Annotated in this window: 10 protein-coding genes; 7 read left to right on the top strand and 3 right to left on the bottom strand. The window is 36.7% G+C overall.

Going from position 1 to position 16,890, the window contains the following annotated elements; all coding sequences use genetic code 11:
* Positions 1-160: 160 nt before the first annotated feature.
* Positions 161-682 carry a hypothetical protein gene (locus tag R2R71_RS06480; protein WP_316830442.1) on the bottom strand — a complete coding sequence of 174 codons (522 nt, stop codon included), beginning with the start codon at positions 680-682 and terminating at the stop codon, positions 161-163.
* A gap of 226 nt (positions 683-908) precedes the next feature.
* Positions 909-1,430 (bottom strand): hypothetical protein, encoded by a 522-nt coding sequence (locus R2R71_RS06485; protein WP_316830443.1) that lies wholly within the window; start codon positions 1,428-1,430, stop codon positions 909-911.
* A gap of 301 nt (positions 1,431-1,731) precedes the next feature.
* Between R2R71_RS06485 and R2R71_RS06490 the strand changes: the two genes are divergently transcribed.
* From R2R71_RS06490 to R2R71_RS06500, 3 genes are read left to right on the top strand one after another with little or no spacing between them, the layout of a single operon-like run.
* Positions 1,732-2,880, top strand: a complete 1,149-nt coding sequence (locus R2R71_RS06490) for a hypothetical protein (RefSeq protein ID WP_316830444.1) — start codon at positions 1,732-1,734, stop codon at positions 2,878-2,880.
* A gap of 2 nt (positions 2,881-2,882) precedes the next feature.
* The gene (locus tag R2R71_RS06495) at positions 2,883-4,364 is read left to right on the top strand and encodes a regulatory iron-sulfur-containing complex subunit RicT (RefSeq protein ID WP_316830445.1); all 1,482 of its coding nucleotides are present in this window, start codon (positions 2,883-2,885) and stop codon (positions 4,362-4,364) included.
* On the top strand, positions 4,333-4,824 hold the full coding sequence (locus R2R71_RS06500) for a gliding motility lipoprotein GldH (RefSeq protein WP_316830446.1): 492 nt from the start codon (positions 4,333-4,335) through the stop codon (positions 4,822-4,824). The genes R2R71_RS06495 and R2R71_RS06500 overlap by 32 nt, the downstream gene beginning before the upstream one ends.
* Before the next feature lie 19 nt (positions 4,825-4,843).
* On the opposite strand, the gene R2R71_RS06505 is transcribed toward R2R71_RS06500, so the two are convergent.
* On the bottom strand, positions 4,844-6,145 hold the full coding sequence (locus R2R71_RS06505; RefSeq protein ID WP_316830447.1) for a UDP-N-acetylmuramoyl-tripeptide--D-alanyl-D-alanine ligase: 1,302 nt from the start codon (positions 6,143-6,145) through the stop codon (positions 4,844-4,846).
* A gap of 83 nt (positions 6,146-6,228) precedes the next feature.
* Here R2R71_RS06505 and R2R71_RS06510 point away from each other — a divergent pair, with 83 nt between their 5' ends.
* The 4 genes from R2R71_RS06510 (at position 6,229) to R2R71_RS06525 (ending at position 16,889) form a co-directional block, all read left to right on the top strand.
* Positions 6,229-8,724 carry a M14 family metallopeptidase gene (locus R2R71_RS06510; protein WP_316830448.1) on the top strand — a complete coding sequence of 832 codons (2,496 nt, stop codon included), beginning with the start codon at positions 6,229-6,231 and terminating at the stop codon, positions 8,722-8,724.
* Between the two features lie 251 nt (positions 8,725-8,975).
* Positions 8,976-12,131, top strand: a complete 3,156-nt coding sequence (locus tag R2R71_RS06515; protein WP_316830449.1) for a SusC/RagA family TonB-linked outer membrane protein — start codon at positions 8,976-8,978, stop codon at positions 12,129-12,131.
* 17 nt (positions 12,132-12,148) lie between these two features.
* Positions 12,149-13,651: a SusD/RagB family nutrient-binding outer membrane lipoprotein gene (locus tag R2R71_RS06520; RefSeq protein ID WP_316830450.1), complete on the top strand. Its 1,503-nt coding sequence runs from the start codon at positions 12,149-12,151 to the stop codon at positions 13,649-13,651.
* A gap of 211 nt (positions 13,652-13,862) precedes the next feature.
* The gene (locus R2R71_RS06525; protein ID WP_316830451.1) at positions 13,863-16,889 is read left to right on the top strand and encodes a SusC/RagA family TonB-linked outer membrane protein; all 3,027 of its coding nucleotides are present in this window, start codon (positions 13,863-13,865) and stop codon (positions 16,887-16,889) included.
* Position 16,890: the final 1 nt, after the last annotated feature.

The raw sequence follows: 16,890 nt of genomic DNA on the forward strand, positions 1-16,890 counted from the left end.
TATATATAAACCTGAAAAGTTAAATCTTTTTAAATAACAAATTTAAGGTGTACTGTAAAAATCTAATTACTATTGTGTGCTATTTCTAGTAAATATCTGTTTTCAAGTATAAAAAAATACTGCTATTGATATCTATAATCTACATCGCTTAAGCTTTTCTTTACAAATCACTTAATTTTATGCCATAACTTACATAAAAAACAGGTGATTTCTGCTGGTAGCCGGAAATATCTTTTCGTGGTTTAAATACAATTTCCTTTCTTAATTTTTTATCTAGGTTGGCTAAAAGTTTATAGTTAAAGCCCTCATCTGTAAATAATGATGTTCGGAAGCTTTTTATCGATAAATCAGCAGAATTCAAATCGAACGTGATCTCAATCATCTTGCCGTATTTATTTTTTTCTTTATCAGTCAGTTTAGAAGTTACTTCTGCTTTTACAATACTCTTAATTTTTTCTTTATCCCAGGTTAGTAACTCTTGGGCGAAAGCAGAAGGCGTTTGCAAATCATTAAGTTTGGGCCTTACATAATTTGCATCTTCAAAAGAGGTAAAGCCGTTATATTCGATCCGCGATATTCTATAGGTTTTGCTTTTGGTTTTAAAAACGGTTTTGTCAACTTTATATTGAGCATAGCTTGAAAGAGTACATACCATTAGCAATATTAGGAAGAGTTTTTTCATGTTATTTACAATTTATTGAAAAGTTAGGCATAATTAAAGAAAGTGCACGGGGTATTAAGCCAGGTGTATAGCTAAGGTTGCGTATTTGCGAAAATTTTTCAACAAAATAAACGTAACCTGGGTAAGTGCCCACTAATTTTAATTTATCCGGAGAATTTAATTGCAATAATTTTAGGCATTAAGAATGCTGCTATTTGTATTATAATCTACATCCATTAGCTCTTCTTTACAAATCACTTAATTTTACAGTACAATTAACATAAAAAATAGGTGATCTCTGCTGATAGCCGGAAATATCTTTTCGTGGTTTAAATACAATTTCCTTTCTTAATTTTTTATCTAGGTTGGCTAAGAGTTTATAGTTAAAGCCCTCATCTGTAAATAAAGATGTCTCAAAACTCTTTATTGATAAATCAGCAGAATTCAAATCGAATATTATCTTAAATGTCTTGCCATATTTATTTTTTTCTTTATCAGTCAGTTTAGAAATTACTTCTGCATTTACAATATTTTTAATTTTTTCTTTATCCCAGGTTAGTAACTCTTGAGCGTAAGCAAAAGGCGTTTGCAAATCATTAAGTTTGGGCCTTACATAATTTGCATCTTCAAAAGAGGTAAAGCCGTTATATTCGTATCGATATATTCTATAGTTTTTGCTTTTGGTTTTAAAGATCGTTTCGATCATTTTACGTTGAGCATAGCTTGAAAGAGTACATAGCATTAATAATATTAGGAAGAGTTTTTTCATATTATTTACAATTTATTGAAAAGTTAGGCATAACTATCCAGATTATCTGGTTTTGAAAAATTAACAAAGTATTGTTGCTGTTGTAACCTTTTAATTATTCTTCTAGAAGATGTCCTGTACTATTATCGATAAGATGCGTTTTATTTTATAAAAATGGTTAGCGCATTTAGATACCCTAAAATAAAATCAATTTTTTTAGAAGTTGTTAATAGAGATAATTTTATTGGTATGCAGTTTTGGTAAAGTCAAATTATCAGCTCAGATACTCAACAATTCATATCTATTTCTTATTTTGCACCAAATGCAGTTTAAAGAAATAATCGGACAAGAGCGAATTAAGCAACACCTGGTGCAAACGGTTAAAGAAAACCGTGTTAGCCATGCCCAGCTTTTTTTATCGCCGGTTGGCTCCGGTGCTTTGCCTTTAGCTATTGCCTATGCGCAATACATAAATTGTTTAGATAAAAAAGAAACCGACAGTTGCGGGGAGTGCTCAAGTTGCAGAAAGTATGAAAGATTAATTCACCCCGATTTACATTTTTCTTACCCTTTCTTTGCTTCTTCGAATATAAAAACGGCAGTAGATATTTTAGATGATTGGCGCAATATGCTGCTCCAAGATCCGTATTTCGACATGGATATATGGCGTTCAAAACTCGAAGCCGCAAATAAACAAGCTAATATCCCAATTGGCGAATGCCACGATATTATTAAAAAACTGAGCTATAAAGCATTTGAAGCAGAAACAAAGGTACTGATTATGTGGTTGCCGGAGTATCTTGATAAGTCGGGGAATGCTTTACTGAAATTAATTGAAGAACCACCGGCAAATACATTATTCATTTTAGTGGCACAAAGCCAGGACCAGATTCTAAGTACCATCCTATCACGTACACAAATTGTTAAGATTCCAAAATTAACTGGTGAAGAAGTTTCAGGCTATTTACGTGAAAACAGTGAGCTTAATGAAAGCCAGGCTATTGATTATGCTTTTTTAGCCGATGGGAATTTAATCGAAGCGAAAGCTTTAGCTGCCGATGTACAAAACGATAGTTCAGGAACATTTACAAGCTGGTTAAGGATGGGATTCGGAAATAAAGTGCCCGATTTAATCGACTTTACCGATGAAGCTGCCAAATGGGGAAGGGAAAATCAGAAGAATTTTTTAAAGTATGGTGTAAACTATTTACGCGAATGCTGCCTGATTATTAGCGGCGCCGAAACTTTGGTGAAATTACCGCCCCTAACACTCGAAACCGCAAAAAAATTAAGCGAGCACGTATTAACATTGCCCATGGCAGAGGCAATTATTGCCGAGCTCGAAAAGGCACACTACCACATTGAAAGGAATGCAAACCCAAAAATTCTGTTTTTAGATGTATCTTTACAGTTGGTAAAAATTATCAGGTTTAAAACGCTCCCTCAGGGGACTCAATATATATACAATTAATTATGGGATGTGGAAGTTGTTCAACAGGTGGTGGTTGCACCCCTAATGGATGCAAGAGTAATGGCTCATGTGGCACCGGTGGTTGCCAGACAATGGAAGTTCACGACTGGTTATCCAACTTGGATATGCCATCTAGTTATAAACCTTTTCAGGTTACAGAAATTAAATTTAAAGGTTCTCGGAAAGAATTTTTTCTAAACAGCGAAAACATTTATCTCGAAATTGGTGAGCTTGTTGCGGTAGAAGGCCCAACAGGTGGTTTCGATGTTGGTCATGTTTCGCTTACTGGCGAACTGGTTCGAATACAGATGAAAAGGCGTAAAACCCAGCTAGACCAGGTTACGAAAAAGATTTATCGAAAAGCCACTGAAGCTGATGTGGAAAAGTGGAATGCCGCGAAAGAGATGGAATGGGAAACCATGCATAAAGCCCGCAAACTAGCGCTGGATTTACGTTTGTCGATGAAAATCAGCGATGTTGATTACCAGGCCGACAAAACCAAGGCGACCTTTTTTTATACCGCTGATGGACGCGTCGATTTTCGAGAGCTGATTAAGAAAATGGCTGAGAGTTTCCGTATTCGTATAGAAATGCGTCAGATTGGTATGCGCCAGGAAGCTGGCCGCCTGGGTGGAATAGGTTCTTGTGGCCGCGAATTATGCTGCTCTACCTGGCTTACCAATTTTAAAACAGTTTCTACGGCTGCGGCACGCTATCAAAACCTATCCTTAAATACTTTAAAGCTTGCCGGGCAATGTGGCAAACTTAAATGCTGCTTAAACTACGAGCTTGATACTTATTTGGATGCCCTAAAAGATATTCCGGATAGAATCGAAAATCTCGATACTGAGGCAGGTTATGCCCGTCATCAGAAAACAGATATTTTCAAAAAAATTATGTGGTTTAGTTACCAGGGCGATGAGAACTGGATTCCGGTAAAAGCCGCCCGAGTAAAGGAAATTATGGCTTTAAACAAGGCTGGTAAAAAAGTACCTAACCTTAAAGATGAAGCTATTCAGGTTGCTGCGCCTGCAGTTGTGGAAAAATCTTTCGATTATGAAAATGTTGTTGGTCAGGATAGCTTAACCCGTTTGGATGAGCGCTCTAAGAACAGAAATAATAACAACAGAAATCAGAAAAATAATCGTAATAATAATCAGAACCGAAGAGATAGAAATCCGGGCAATGATAAACCTGCTCAGGCTAAGCCTCAAAACCCAAATCAGCAGAAGCCTCAGCAAAATAACCAAAAGCCTCAACAACAGGGTAATCAGAAAAGTCAGCATCAAGGTAATAAACCTCAAAATGCACCTAAACCGCAACAAGCGCAGGTACAAAAGCCTGTAGCTAAGGTAGAAGGTACAGCTGCTACTGGAGAGAAATCTGCAGAGCAAAGCAAAAATAAAAACAGGAATAACCGCAGGAAAAATAATAACCGCAGAAATAACAACAATGGTGCTGATAATAAACCGGCTGCTGAATAGAAAACAGGTATTTTTACTTGTTATTGCACTTTTCGCAACAATCCTTTCAGGATGTTATTCAAGCGTTGTAGATAGTAATGTAGAGATTCCGGAGCGGAAGTGGACTTATCGTAACCATTTAAAAGTGCCTTTCGAAATAAAGGATAATACAAAACCGTATAACATTTATTTTAAGCTAAGGCACACTGCCGATTATCGTTATGCCAATATATTTATCCTTTCACATTTTAAGGATGGAAAACGAATGGTTACCAAACGCTACCAGTTTAAACTGGCAAAAAATGATGGAGAGTGGCTTGGCAGTGGTTCAGGTAATGTTTTTAATTATACCTTCCGCCTGTTAACCAACTACCACTTTGCGCACAGCGGTAAGTTCGAAATCGAAATAGAACAAAACATGCGAGATAATCCGCTATTAGAAGTTAGCGATGTCGGGGTTTTAATCGAAGAAACTAAATAAATTAGGGAGCCTGCTAAATCTATAAGTATTGCAGCAGGCTTTCAAGCTTCATTCCGCGTGATCCTTTTAACAATATTAACGAACCGGTTATTTTATTTTTGGTAAGATATTCAGTAGCCTCAGCAGGTGTTTCGAAGAAAACAGCATCGTAATTGTTTTTTAAAGCATAAAAATATTTCCCTATAAAAATAACCCGGTCAATTCCGCTTTCTATTGCCTGGTGGGCTATTAATTCATGTTGTTTTTCTGATTCAGGTCCAAGTTCGAACATATCGCCTAAAATGGCAACTTTCTTTTCAGCGGTTAAAACAGAAATATTTGTCAATGCGGCAGCCATACTACTAGGGTTCGCATTGTAAAAATCGCAAATAACCGTATTGTTTTCAGTCTTCGTTAATTGCGATCGATTGTTTTTGGGTTGATAATTTGACAAGCCCTTGTTTATTTCTTCCGGGTTCATCTCGAAGAAGTCGCCTATGCAAATCGCCGCAAGAATGTTTTCAAAGTTATAGCTCCCCGTTAAGTTGGTTGCTACTGTTGAAGATAGTTCGTGGTTTGTCCATTCTACCTCAATAAAAGGATCGCTGCTTTTTAATGTACCCTTGATGGTATTGCCATTTTCGGTGCCATAGAAAATCAGTTTAGATAAACCCGCTGTAGCACTCATTTCCATCAGGTATGTATTGTTTCTGTTGATGAATGTGTAGCCATTTACTGCCTTTAGATAAGCATAAAGTTCCGCTTTGCCTTTTTTTACACCTTCAAAACCACCGAAGCCATCCAGATGTGCCATCCCTACGTTGGTAATAATGCCATGGGTTGGTTGGGCTATGGTGCAGAGTAATTCTATTTCTTTCTGATGATTAGCACCCATTTCAATCACTGCAACTTCAACCTCATTACGAATAGACAAGATAGAAAGTGGAACACCAATATGATTGTTCAGGTTGCCAAAAGTAGCAAAGGTTTTATAGCGTTCAGCTAAAACAGCATTAATCAGTTCTTTGCTGGTTGTTTTACCGTTGCTGCCTGTGAGGCCAATTACCGGAATGTTTAATTGTTTGCGGTGATGTCTCGCTAAATCCTGTAAAGCGGTTAAAACATCATCAACCAAAAGGCATTTTTCGTTAAGCAGATATTGTTCTTCATCAATAATTGCAAAGGCAGCACCTTTTTCAATCGCCTGAGTGGCAAAAGTATTAGCATTGAAGTTATCGCCTTTAAGGGCGAAAAAAATACAACCTTCAGATATGTTGCGGGTATCGGTAGAAATTACCGGGTATTTAAGGTAATGCTGATATAAATCTTCGGTTGAAATCATGCTTATTGAAAAATTTTTGTGGTAAAAATATGCTTTCGCAACAACAAAAAACAAAATTAGTACATTAGATAAAATTATTCACTATGAAGAAACTGTTTACCATCTGCTTATTTGCGATTTTCTCAATTTTACAACTTCAAGCCCAGGTAAAATCACCTGATGAATTTTTAGGCTACGAACTGGGCACACACTTTACCCCACACCATAAAGTAGCCGAATATTTCAGGCTAGCGGCGGCTGCAGCACCAAAAAACGTAAAATTGATTGAGTATGGTAAAACAAACGAAGGTCGTCCTTTATTGGTCGCCATTGTTTCTTCAGTTGATAACATCAGTAAGCTGGAACAAATCCGTAAAAATAATTTATCACTTGCAAGTGGTGCAAGCAATAACATCGATTTATCTTCGCAGCCCGTTTTATTATGGCTAAGCTATAATGTGCACGGAAATGAAGCTAATTCGATGGAAACCTCCATGAAAATGCTTTATAATTTGGCGTCGGGAACAAATCAGCAAGCAAACGACTGGCTAAAAAATACGGTAGTTGTTATCGATCCTTGTTTAAATCCCGATGGTAGAGATCGATACGCAAACTATTTTAACAGTGTAGTTGGTGAAAAACCAAATTCAGACCCGGCTTCAAGAGAACATATTGAGCCATGGCCGGGTGGAAGACCTAATCACTATTATTTTGATTTAAATAGGGATTGGGCCTGGCAAACACAATTAGAGAGTAAACAAAGATTAGCACTTTACAACCAGTGGATGCCGCAGGTTCATGTCGATTTTCATGAGCAAAGCTACAATGACCCTTACTATTTCGCCCCGGCAGCAGAACCTGTGCATCAGGATATTACACCATGGCAAAAAAGCTTTCAAATTGTAGTAGGTAAAAATAACGCCAGGTATTTTGATGAGCAAGGTTGGCAATATTTTACCAAAGAGCGATTCGATTTACTTTATCCATCATACGGCGACACTTACCCTTTATATAATGGTGCTATCGGAATGACTTATGAACAAGGTGGAATCAGGGCAGGTTTATCGGTAGTTACAAATGATGGCGACACTTTAACCTTAAAAGATCGTATTGCACACCACTTTACAACAGGTATGTCTACTTTGGAGGTAACTGCGCAGAACCATAATAAGTTGCTCGATGAATACAAGAAATATTTTCAGCAGGCCCTGACAACTGCGCCGGGAGTATATAAAAGCTATATCATCAAACCGGATAATATCTCGAGGTTAAAAAAGCTAATGGAGCTTTTAACCAAAAATAAAATTGATTTTGCCTTTGGTGGCGATAAATCCGGAAGGGGTTATGATTATGATACCCAGAAAGAAGAGAGTTTTACCATTGGTCGTAACGATTTAATTGTAAATGTATTACAGCCAAGAGCAGTATTGGCAAATGTTTTGTTTGAACCTCAAACATTGGTGACAGACTCGAATACTTACGACATTACTGCCTGGGCACTACCTTATGTGTATGGCTTAAAAGCTTATGCTTCAAAAGAAAGTATAAAAGGAAAATATAATAGTCTTGACGAAAGCAAGGTTGCCTCCTCGAATATAGATAAGCCACTTGCCTGGTTGTTTGGCTGGGGAAATAGCGAAGACTTGCAGTTGCTCGTTGCTTTACAAAAAGAAGGCATTAAAGTAAGACAAGCTGATCAGCCGTTTACGGTTAATGGAAAGGATTACCCTGCAGGGACCTTAATTGTTTTGCGTGTTGAAAATGAAAAATCAATCAAAGATATCAAAAACAAGATTGTTCAGGTTTCAGCCAAACTAAACAAGCCAATCCAGGCCATCTCAACCGGCTTTGTTGATAAAGGAAAAGATTTTGGCTCATCGGTTTATCCGATTTTAAAGCAACCTAAAATCGCGATTGTGTCAGGCAATGAGGTATCATCGCTTGCATTTGGTGAAGTGTGGTATTATCTGGAGCATGATCTAGGCTTAACCCCAAGTATTATTAATTCCCGTGATATCAATAATCTGGAACTTAGCAAAGTGAATACCTTAATTCTTCCTGATGGTAATTATGGTAATTTTATTGATGAAGGTTTGAAAAACTGGATTAACAGAGGCGGAAAACTGATCTTAATGGAAGATGCGATAGAAAGTGTTTTAGAAAAAAAAGGATTTGATATTAAAAAGAAGGATGCCTTGGTGAAGAAAGACGAAAAGCCTGAGGCAAGTAAACTTCTTTTCAAAGATAAAGACAAAGATGATTATGAAAATACAATTCCTGGGGCAATCTATCGGATTAATTTAGATGCCTCCCACCCATTCTCTTATGGTATTGGAAAATCATACTACACACTTAAAACCGATCGCAAAATTTATGAGCCACTTACAAATGGCTGGAATGTTGGGCAATTGAACGAAAAAAGCTTGATGGCCGGAGTAGTTGGGAAAAAGGTAAGAACCGAGTTAAAAACCGGTCTGTTGATTGGCGTTCAGGATTCAGGAAGAGGTAACATAGTGTATCTGGCAAACGATCCTTTATTCAGGAATTTCTGGGAAAATGGTAAAACATTATTCGGAAATATTCTTTTTTGTAGTTATTAACCAAGTTTTTGCTTAAAATATTAAATTTTGCCCAGGTAAATTTTTCTAATTAAGAAAAATATAAAAAACCTTATGCCGCTATAATTAAAATCGAAAGGTTTTGAATTGATTGCCCATGGGTGCATTGAGGGCATGTTTTGAAATCAGGAGTGTTAAATGTTAAAATTTGTTAAAAATAAATTTGGTGATGTGGCCAAGTAACTATATTTTAGTGTCTTATTAACTATCATTAACTAACCTATTTCACAAACATGAAAAAACTTCTACAAAGTTTGTTCGTACTTATGTTTTGTGCTGTAACAGCATTTGCACAAGATCGAACAATCACAGGTACAGTTACCTCATCGGAAGATAAAATGCCGATCCCTGGAGTAAGTGTAAAAATTAAGGGAGCCCAAGGTGGCACTGTAACTGGTGCTGACGGAAAATACTCAATCAGAGTAACAAATGGTGCAACTGGATTAACCTTTTCTTATTTAGGCTTTATTCCACAAACCGTTTCTTTAAGTTCTGAACAGCTAAATGTCTCATTAGTGCCTGATGCGCAAACTTTAAGTGAGGTTACGGTAACTTCAGCACTCGGCGTAAAAAGATCTGAAAGATCTATTGGTACTGCGCAGCAACAATTAACTGCTGAAAAAATCAGCCCAACTAAAATCGCTGACATAAATACTGCGATTGCTGGTAAGATAGCCGGTACGCAGATTAGTGGTGGTTCTGGTGCTAAGTTTGGTACATCAACAATCCGTATTCGGGGTATTAATACATTAGGTGGTGGTAATCCAATATATGTTGTAGATGGTGTTATCACCAATCCTGACGGCATTAACCCTGATGATGTTGAAACATTAAACGTTTTAAAAGGCCCTGGTGCAACAGCACTTTATGGTCAACGTGGATCTGAAGGTGCCGTAGTAATAACAACTAAAAAGGCATCAAAAAAAGCAGGTATTGGTATTGATGTAAACCACTCAACAACTTTTGAAAATGTTTACATTCTTCCTGAATATCAAAACGAATATGGTGGTGGTAACGGACAAACCTGGTTAACCTATAATGCTCCTGCAGGTAGTGCAAACTCAGTATTAAATGGTGCAAGATACTATGATTTCTCTATTGATGAAAGCTGGGGTCCGAAGTATGATGGGCAGCCTTATGCTCCATGGTATGCATTTGATCCTACAGATCCTGAATACGGTAAAACTAAACCATGGGTAGCACAACCTAATAACGTTAAAGATTTTTATGAAACAGGTGTTGCGAACAATACGTCGGTTGCTTTGTCGAAAGCATCAGATAATTCAACAACGCGTTTCTCATTCACTAATTTAACCAGAAAAGGTGTTTCTCCAAATTCTAGTCAACAAAAGAACTGGGTTGTATTTAATAATACCACAAACTTAACAAACAGGTTATCAGTTACAGGTAACTTTAACTATGTTTATGAGAAACGTTTTAATATCCCAAGAGAGGGTTACGGAACTCAAACCGCTGGTTCATTTAACCAATGGTTCCATAGGGATATTGAGATGGATAAATTAAAAAGATATCAACGCCCAGATGGTACATACACAACATGGAATATATCTGGTCCAGATAATTTAACGCCAAAATTTTGGGATAACCCATATGTTGAGGTGTATAAAAACTTATCAGAAAGCTTTATTCAGCGGATTTATGGTAGCGCAAGTGCAACCTACGATATCGGTTCGGGGCTAAAAGCGTCTGTAATTGCAAGAACTAACGTTACAAATATTAATTCTGACGGTAGAACAGCTTCATTTACATTGAATACGCCTGCATTTAGCAGTGGATCAACAAAATTCTCAGAAACCAACTATCTTGCAAACCTTAGCTACGATAAAGAATTCGGTTCTTTCTCATTAAAGGCTGCACTTTATGGTGAGTTGATGACCCAAGATAATAATAATGTGTCAACGGGTACAGTTGGTGGATTCATTGTTCCTAATGTTTATAACGTTTCTAACTCTCTTAACGAGAAATCTGCTTCAAACTCATTTAGCAGAAGAAAAGTTAATAGTATGTATGGATATGCGACTTTGGGTTTCAAAAATTATTTGTTTTTGGATCTGAACCTTCGTAACGATGTAACCTCAACCCTGCCAACAGCAAATAACTCTTACTGGTATGGCGGTGCAGCAGGTTCATTTATTTTCTCTGAATTTACAAAAGACTTTAAAGCATTATCATTTGGTAAATTGCGTGCTTCAATAGCTCGTGTAGGAACAGATACTGGCCCATATGCATTAGCAGAAACGTTTCCATTAGGAGCAACAAATTATACTAAAAATAGTGTGGTTTATCCTTCTCAAAGTGTTTCAAACTTAATTCCAAATACAGAATTAAAACCAGCACTTTCTACAGCGTATGAGATTGGTGCAGAACTTAGATTCTTTAAAGATCGTTTAAGAGGTGATTTCAACTTTTATAGCAGACAAACTAAAGACCAGATTATTAATGTAACTACTCCTGGATCTTCTGGTTATACGCAAAGAACAATCAATGCAGGTAACATCAAAAACTATGGTTATGAGATTACCTTAGGTGGAACACCAATAAGATCAAAAGACTTTACCTGGAACGCTGATTTCAACATCGGTATCAACAAAAATAAAGTTTTGGCTTTAGCACCAGGTGTTGATAATATCCTTGGTGGAATTGATGGTTCTGCAGGATCGTTTGGATTCGTTGGTTCTCCTTCGGCATCTTTAAATGCTAAAGTAGGTGAAGCTTCAGGTTTCATCAACGGACAAGGAATTGTTAGAGATGCCAATGGCAATGCATTAATTGATGATGACGGTTTCTATGTACTAAAAGACAATATGCCTCTTGGAAGTATTTTGCCTAAATTTACTGGTGGTTTTGCTACGTCATTTACTTACAAACAGTTTACATTGGGCGGCTCATTAGACTTCCAAAAAGGAGGAAAATTATTATCTCTTACAAGAATGATCACTGCCGGTTCAGGTTTGTCTGAAGAAACGGCCGGCTTAAATGATAAAGGTTTTCCTAAAAGGGACGACCCATCTAAAGGTGGAGGTATCAGATTAGAAGGTGTAAACGCTACCACAGGTCAGCCAAATACAATCTATGTTGATACAAGAGAACTTTATGAAACTAGGTTGCAAAACGTATTCGAAAATTGGATTTACGATGCATCTTACATTAAATTAAGAGAGGTTTCATTAACTTATAGTCTTCCTAAAACTTTATTCAAAAAATTACCATTCCAAAGAATTGATGTTTCGGTAATAGGACAAAATTTATGGTTGATTTACAGTAAAGTTAAAGGTATTGATCCAACAGAATTACAGTCTTCATGGATTGATACTGCACAACTTCCAGGAACCAGAACAGTTGGTTTTAATGTTAAATTTTCATTATAATTTAAACGACAGGAAAGATGAAAAATCATTTTAAAAAATATATATTAATGATGGCCATTGGTGCAAGCGCTTTTTCAGCTTGTAAAAAGGATTTTGGCGATCTAAACACAAACCCCAATACTCCATTAGTACCAAGTACTAAGTTTTTATTTGGTAGTGCAATTACAGGAACAAGGGGTATTCCTAATGGCGCAGCAGGCTTATTATATGTTCAGCATATGGCCGAATTTATTTATACGAACGAATCAAGGTATTCTCAGACACAATATTCATATGATGGTATATACGCTGGACCAGTTCAAGATTTACAGCGTATTATTAAATTAAACACAGATCCTGTTACTAAGATTTCTAAGGATGTTACTGATAACGGAACAAATGCGAATCAGTTAGGCCATGCAAGAATTCTTAAAGCGTTTTTAATGCTTCAGATTACAGATAGATGGGGAAGTGTTCCATACTCTGAATCAGGTTTAGGCTTGGCTAATACGCAACCTAAGTTTGATACACAGCGATTTATTTATAATGATTTATTAAAGGAGCTTAAAGAAGCACCACTGCAAATTGTTGCATCTCAACCAAACGATGCTTTATTTGGTGGGGATATAAATAAATGGAAAAGATGGGCAAATTCTTTAAGAGCTATCGTTGCTTTAAGAATGATGAAAACTGAAGATGTTGCTATAGCAAAAACTGCTTTTACAGAAGCAGTTGCTGCCGGATTAATGACTTCAAACGCTGATAATGCTATATTTTCTTATCAGGCAAACTCAACTTATGAGAGCCCTTGGTATACAAACTATGTAAGAAATGGACGTATCGATTATGGCGTATCACAAACAGTAGTGGATAAAAACTTAGTTCCAAATGGAGATCCGCGTTTACCAATTTTTTCTAGAACTGTTGGATCTCCGGCGGTTTACAAAGGAATTCCATATGGCGTTACTGATCAATATACTGCTGGTGTAGATGGCGCCTTATTAGGTAGAGCTATTTATAGTAATGTTTTCCCTTTGCAATTAACTACCTATTCTCAAATGTGTTTTACCATGTCAGAAGCTGCTTTAGAAGGCTGGATTCCTGGAGGAGATACAGAAATGATTAACTGGTATATTAAAGGAATTGATGCTTCAATGGATCAGTGGGCTGCTATTCAACTATCAACGAATGTAACCCCTGCTGTAACTATTACTGCAGCTCAGAAATTAACTTACGAAGCTATGCCTAATATTTTGTTGACAGCGGCGCAAACACATAATCAGAAGTTAGAAAAAATTCAGACACAAAAATGGTTGAATTTTTACATGAATAATGGATATGAGGCTTGGGCTGAATGGAGAAGAACGGGTTATCCTGTACTTGTTCCAGCTCGTGATGCAGCAAATGCAGATAAACAAATACCAAGGAGACAAGCTTACCCTAAAACGGAAAGCGACTTAAATAAAGCGAATTATGATGCCGCTGTTGCACAACAAGGCCCTGATAATTTAAGTACAAGACTTTGGTGGGATAAACCTTAATCTAAAGTTAGTAACAATTTTTTTAATAGCCAGACTAGTTTACAGTCTGGCTATTTTTTTTGCAAAAAAGCTACAAACACACAAATCATCTTTTTGTTTGTCATATTAAAGACATAATTCTTGCTGCGGGTGTTAAAATGTGTTAAAAAATGTTTTACAGGTTTATATTTAGCGCTTTAAAATAATAAATCAATAAACTAACTTAAATTTCATGAAAAAACTTCTACAAAGTTTGTTCGTGATGATGCTTGTTGCATTTTCTGCAATGGCTCAGCAGCGAACAATTACAGGAACGGTTACAGAATCTGAAACAGGGAAGACGATCCCTGGTGCTTCTGTTTCTTTCCCAGGAACCAAAATTGTTACTCAAACAAATACAAACGGTTCTTTTAGCGTTCAGGTACCTGCAAACGCAACAACAGTTACATTTACTTACATCGGCTTTGTAACCAAAACCGTAAGCTTAAATGGACGAACAAATATCTCTGTAGCATTAGCTTCAGATGCTTTAGCATTAACCGACGTGGTTGTTACGGGTTATACTAAAACATCAAGAGCAAACTCTGTTTCTGCTACTTCGACAGTTAAGGCCGTTGAAATTAATAATATTCCTCAGGCGTCGATGGATCAGCTTTTACAAGGTCGTGTTCCGGGCTTAACGGTTGCTGCGGGTTCAGGCCAGCCAGGTGCGGCAGCACGAGTTACTCTACGTGGTCCAGGATCTGTAAATGGTGGTACAACTCCATTATACATTTTGGATGGTGTTGCGATAGAAACGAGTGTATTCCAATCGCTAAACCCTAACGATATCGAAACCATCACCACTTTGAAAGATGCATCTGCAACATCATTGTACGGCTCAAGAGGTGGTAATGGTGTAATTGTTATGACAAGTAAAAAAGGTAAACAAGGTAAAACTTCGTTTACATACAATGGTCAGTACGGTGTTACATTAAGAACCCAGCCTAACTTCGATATGTTAACAACTGCTCAGTTATTATCTGTTCAGGAAGCAGGAAAATCAGGTGCAGGATGGACATTATCGCCATTAAATACAGCTACTAATACCTCATTGGGTGTAGCTACTAAAGCAAAACTGTTGGACTCAATAAGTAGAATTAATACTAATTGGGCTGATATCTATTTTAAAAATGGAGCATTCCAAAATCATCAGGTTGCTGCTAGTGGTGGTAATGAAAAAACACAATTTTACACAAGCTTAAATTATTATTCTGAAGATGGTATTACTGAACGTTCTAACTTAAATAGATATAACTTTAGAGCAAATTTAGACCATAAAGATGGTAAATTTAGCTTCAGTACTCAAGCAGCTGCAGGATGGGCAAAAAGTAATTTCATTGAATCTGAAGCAGGTGTTGCATTAGCTAACCCTTTTGCAGCAGCTTACTTAGCTTTGCCTTGGGAGAATCCATATAGTTCTAATGGAACCATATTAACTTCTGGCAATTTTAACTCTTCTGGTCAAACGCTTTTCGATTCAAGAATTGGTTCTAACGCTTTAGATAGATATAACTCAACCTCCAACCTACAAAATCAGTTGAAAACTAATTTAACTGTAAATGCGGCTTATGATATTATTGATGGTTTGAAGGTTAAAACTTTAGCAGGTGTAGATTTTAGAGAAACAAACACAGAAAGATCTATTTACCCTGGTACATATCCTGGAGGATTGGTAACACAAGGAGCTTCTGGCTCTTATGCTGTTTCTAACTTGAGAAACCTAATTTTGACATCAACATCAGGATTTACTTATTTCAAAACGCTTGGTGAAAAACACGTGATCGATGCCCAGGCTTTATTTGAGGTGGTAAATGAAAGATATTCAAGCTTCGGTTACACCGGTTATGGTATTAATCCAAAATTACTTAATACACCAGCAGGTATTACTGCAGGTACTGCTACTAACGGAATGATTCCTTCTGTTTCAGGAGGTAAGACACAATCTGCTTATGCATCTTTAATCGGTATTGCAAGATATACCTATGATGATAAATATACTTTTCAAGGTTCAGTAAGACGCGATGGATCGTCAAAATTACCTTCTGAAAATAGATTCCATTATTTCTACGCATTAGGTGCAAACTGGAATGCTAAGAAGGAGAACTTTTTGAAAAATGTGAATGCCATTGACGCATTAACTTTAAGAGCCAGTTATGGTACTACAGCTACAGGTAACGGTTTAACTAGTGATTTCGGTTATATCGCTTCTTATTCGAATGTTTCTTACGCCGGATCAACAGGTATAGCACCAAGCACTCCTGGTAACCCAGTATATACATGGGAATATAAAGAAAAATCAAACGTTGGTTTTGACATCTCTTTATTAAAACGTAGAATTGAATTGCAGGTAGATTTATATAATGAGATTACTCAAAACTCATTCATTACACAGTCTTTATCTCGTACATCAGGCTTTAGTTCATTATCAATTAATGCCGGTAAAGTAAGAAACAGAGGTATAGAAGCTAATGCAGCCTTTACATTATATAATGATAAAGATTGGAACATTGTATTTAACGCAAATGCTTCATACAATAAAAACTTAGTTACTGACCTAGGTCAAGTTAAAGAATTTGAGGGTGGAACTTCTATTATCCGTGTGGGATTACCATTGGGATCACACTATTCGGTTAAATATGCTGGTGCCGATCCTCAAACAGGTGCTCCATTATATTACAATCGCGATGGTAGCACAACTACAACATACAATGCTGCTACACAGTCTGTAGCTGAATTCGGAACATACTTTGCTCCATATCAAGGAGGCTTTGGCCCATCAATCAGATTTAAAGGCTTTGATGTTACGGCATTCTTTACATTTATGAAAGGATTTTCGAGATTTAATAACGAGTCTTATTTTATTACTAATACTCAAACTATTTCTTCATACAATCAAACAACTGATATCTTAAACTATTGGACTACACCAGGACAAATTACTCAGATTCCTAAATTAGGTAGTACAAGAAATTTCAGTTCATATGATATTAGAGATGCATCATTCCTTCGATTCAGAAATGCTTCTTTAGGATATAGTTTTTCTCCAGAAGTACTTAAAAAAATCAAACTTGGTGGCTTAAGAATTTATGCTCAAGGACAAAACCTTTACACTTGGACAAAATGGCAAGGATTTGACCCTGAAGACAGTAATAACTTAGCCTCGTTTGAATACCCAGCATCTAGAAAGTTCACCTTCGGAATTGATGTTAAATTTTAAA

Source organism: Pedobacter aquatilis, from assembly GCF_032678405.1.
Classification (GTDB): Bacteria; Bacteroidota; Bacteroidia; order Sphingobacteriales; family Sphingobacteriaceae; genus Pedobacter; species Pedobacter aquatilis_A.

What these genes read in the sequence shown, in the direction of transcription:
- R2R71_RS06480 (WP_316830442.1), bottom strand. Translation starts at nt 682, where the DNA reads ATGAAAAAACTCTTCCTAATATTGCTAATGGTATGTACTCTTTCAAGC.
- R2R71_RS06485 (WP_316830443.1), bottom strand. Translation starts at nt 1,430, where the DNA reads ATGAAAAAACTCTTCCTAATATTATTAATGCTATGTACTCTTTCAAGC.
- R2R71_RS06490 (WP_316830444.1), top strand. Translation starts at nt 1,732, where the DNA reads ATGCAGTTTAAAGAAATAATCGGACAAGAGCGAATTAAGCAACACCTG.
- R2R71_RS06495 (WP_316830445.1), top strand. Translation starts at nt 2,883, where the DNA reads ATGGGATGTGGAAGTTGTTCAACAGGTGGTGGTTGCACCCCTAATGGA.
- R2R71_RS06500 (WP_316830446.1), top strand. Translation starts at nt 4,333, where the DNA reads ATGGTGCTGATAATAAACCGGCTGCTGAATAGAAAACAGGTATTTTTA.
- R2R71_RS06505 (WP_316830447.1), bottom strand. Translation starts at nt 6,145, where the DNA reads ATGATTTCAACCGAAGATTTATATCAGCATTACCTTAAATACCCGGTA.
- R2R71_RS06510 (WP_316830448.1), top strand. Translation starts at nt 6,229, where the DNA reads ATGAAGAAACTGTTTACCATCTGCTTATTTGCGATTTTCTCAATTTTA.
- R2R71_RS06515 (WP_316830449.1), top strand. Translation starts at nt 8,976, where the DNA reads ATGAAAAAACTTCTACAAAGTTTGTTCGTACTTATGTTTTGTGCTGTA.
- R2R71_RS06520 (WP_316830450.1), top strand. Translation starts at nt 12,149, where the DNA reads ATGAAAAATCATTTTAAAAAATATATATTAATGATGGCCATTGGTGCA.
- R2R71_RS06525 (WP_316830451.1), top strand. Translation starts at nt 13,863, where the DNA reads ATGAAAAAACTTCTACAAAGTTTGTTCGTGATGATGCTTGTTGCATTT.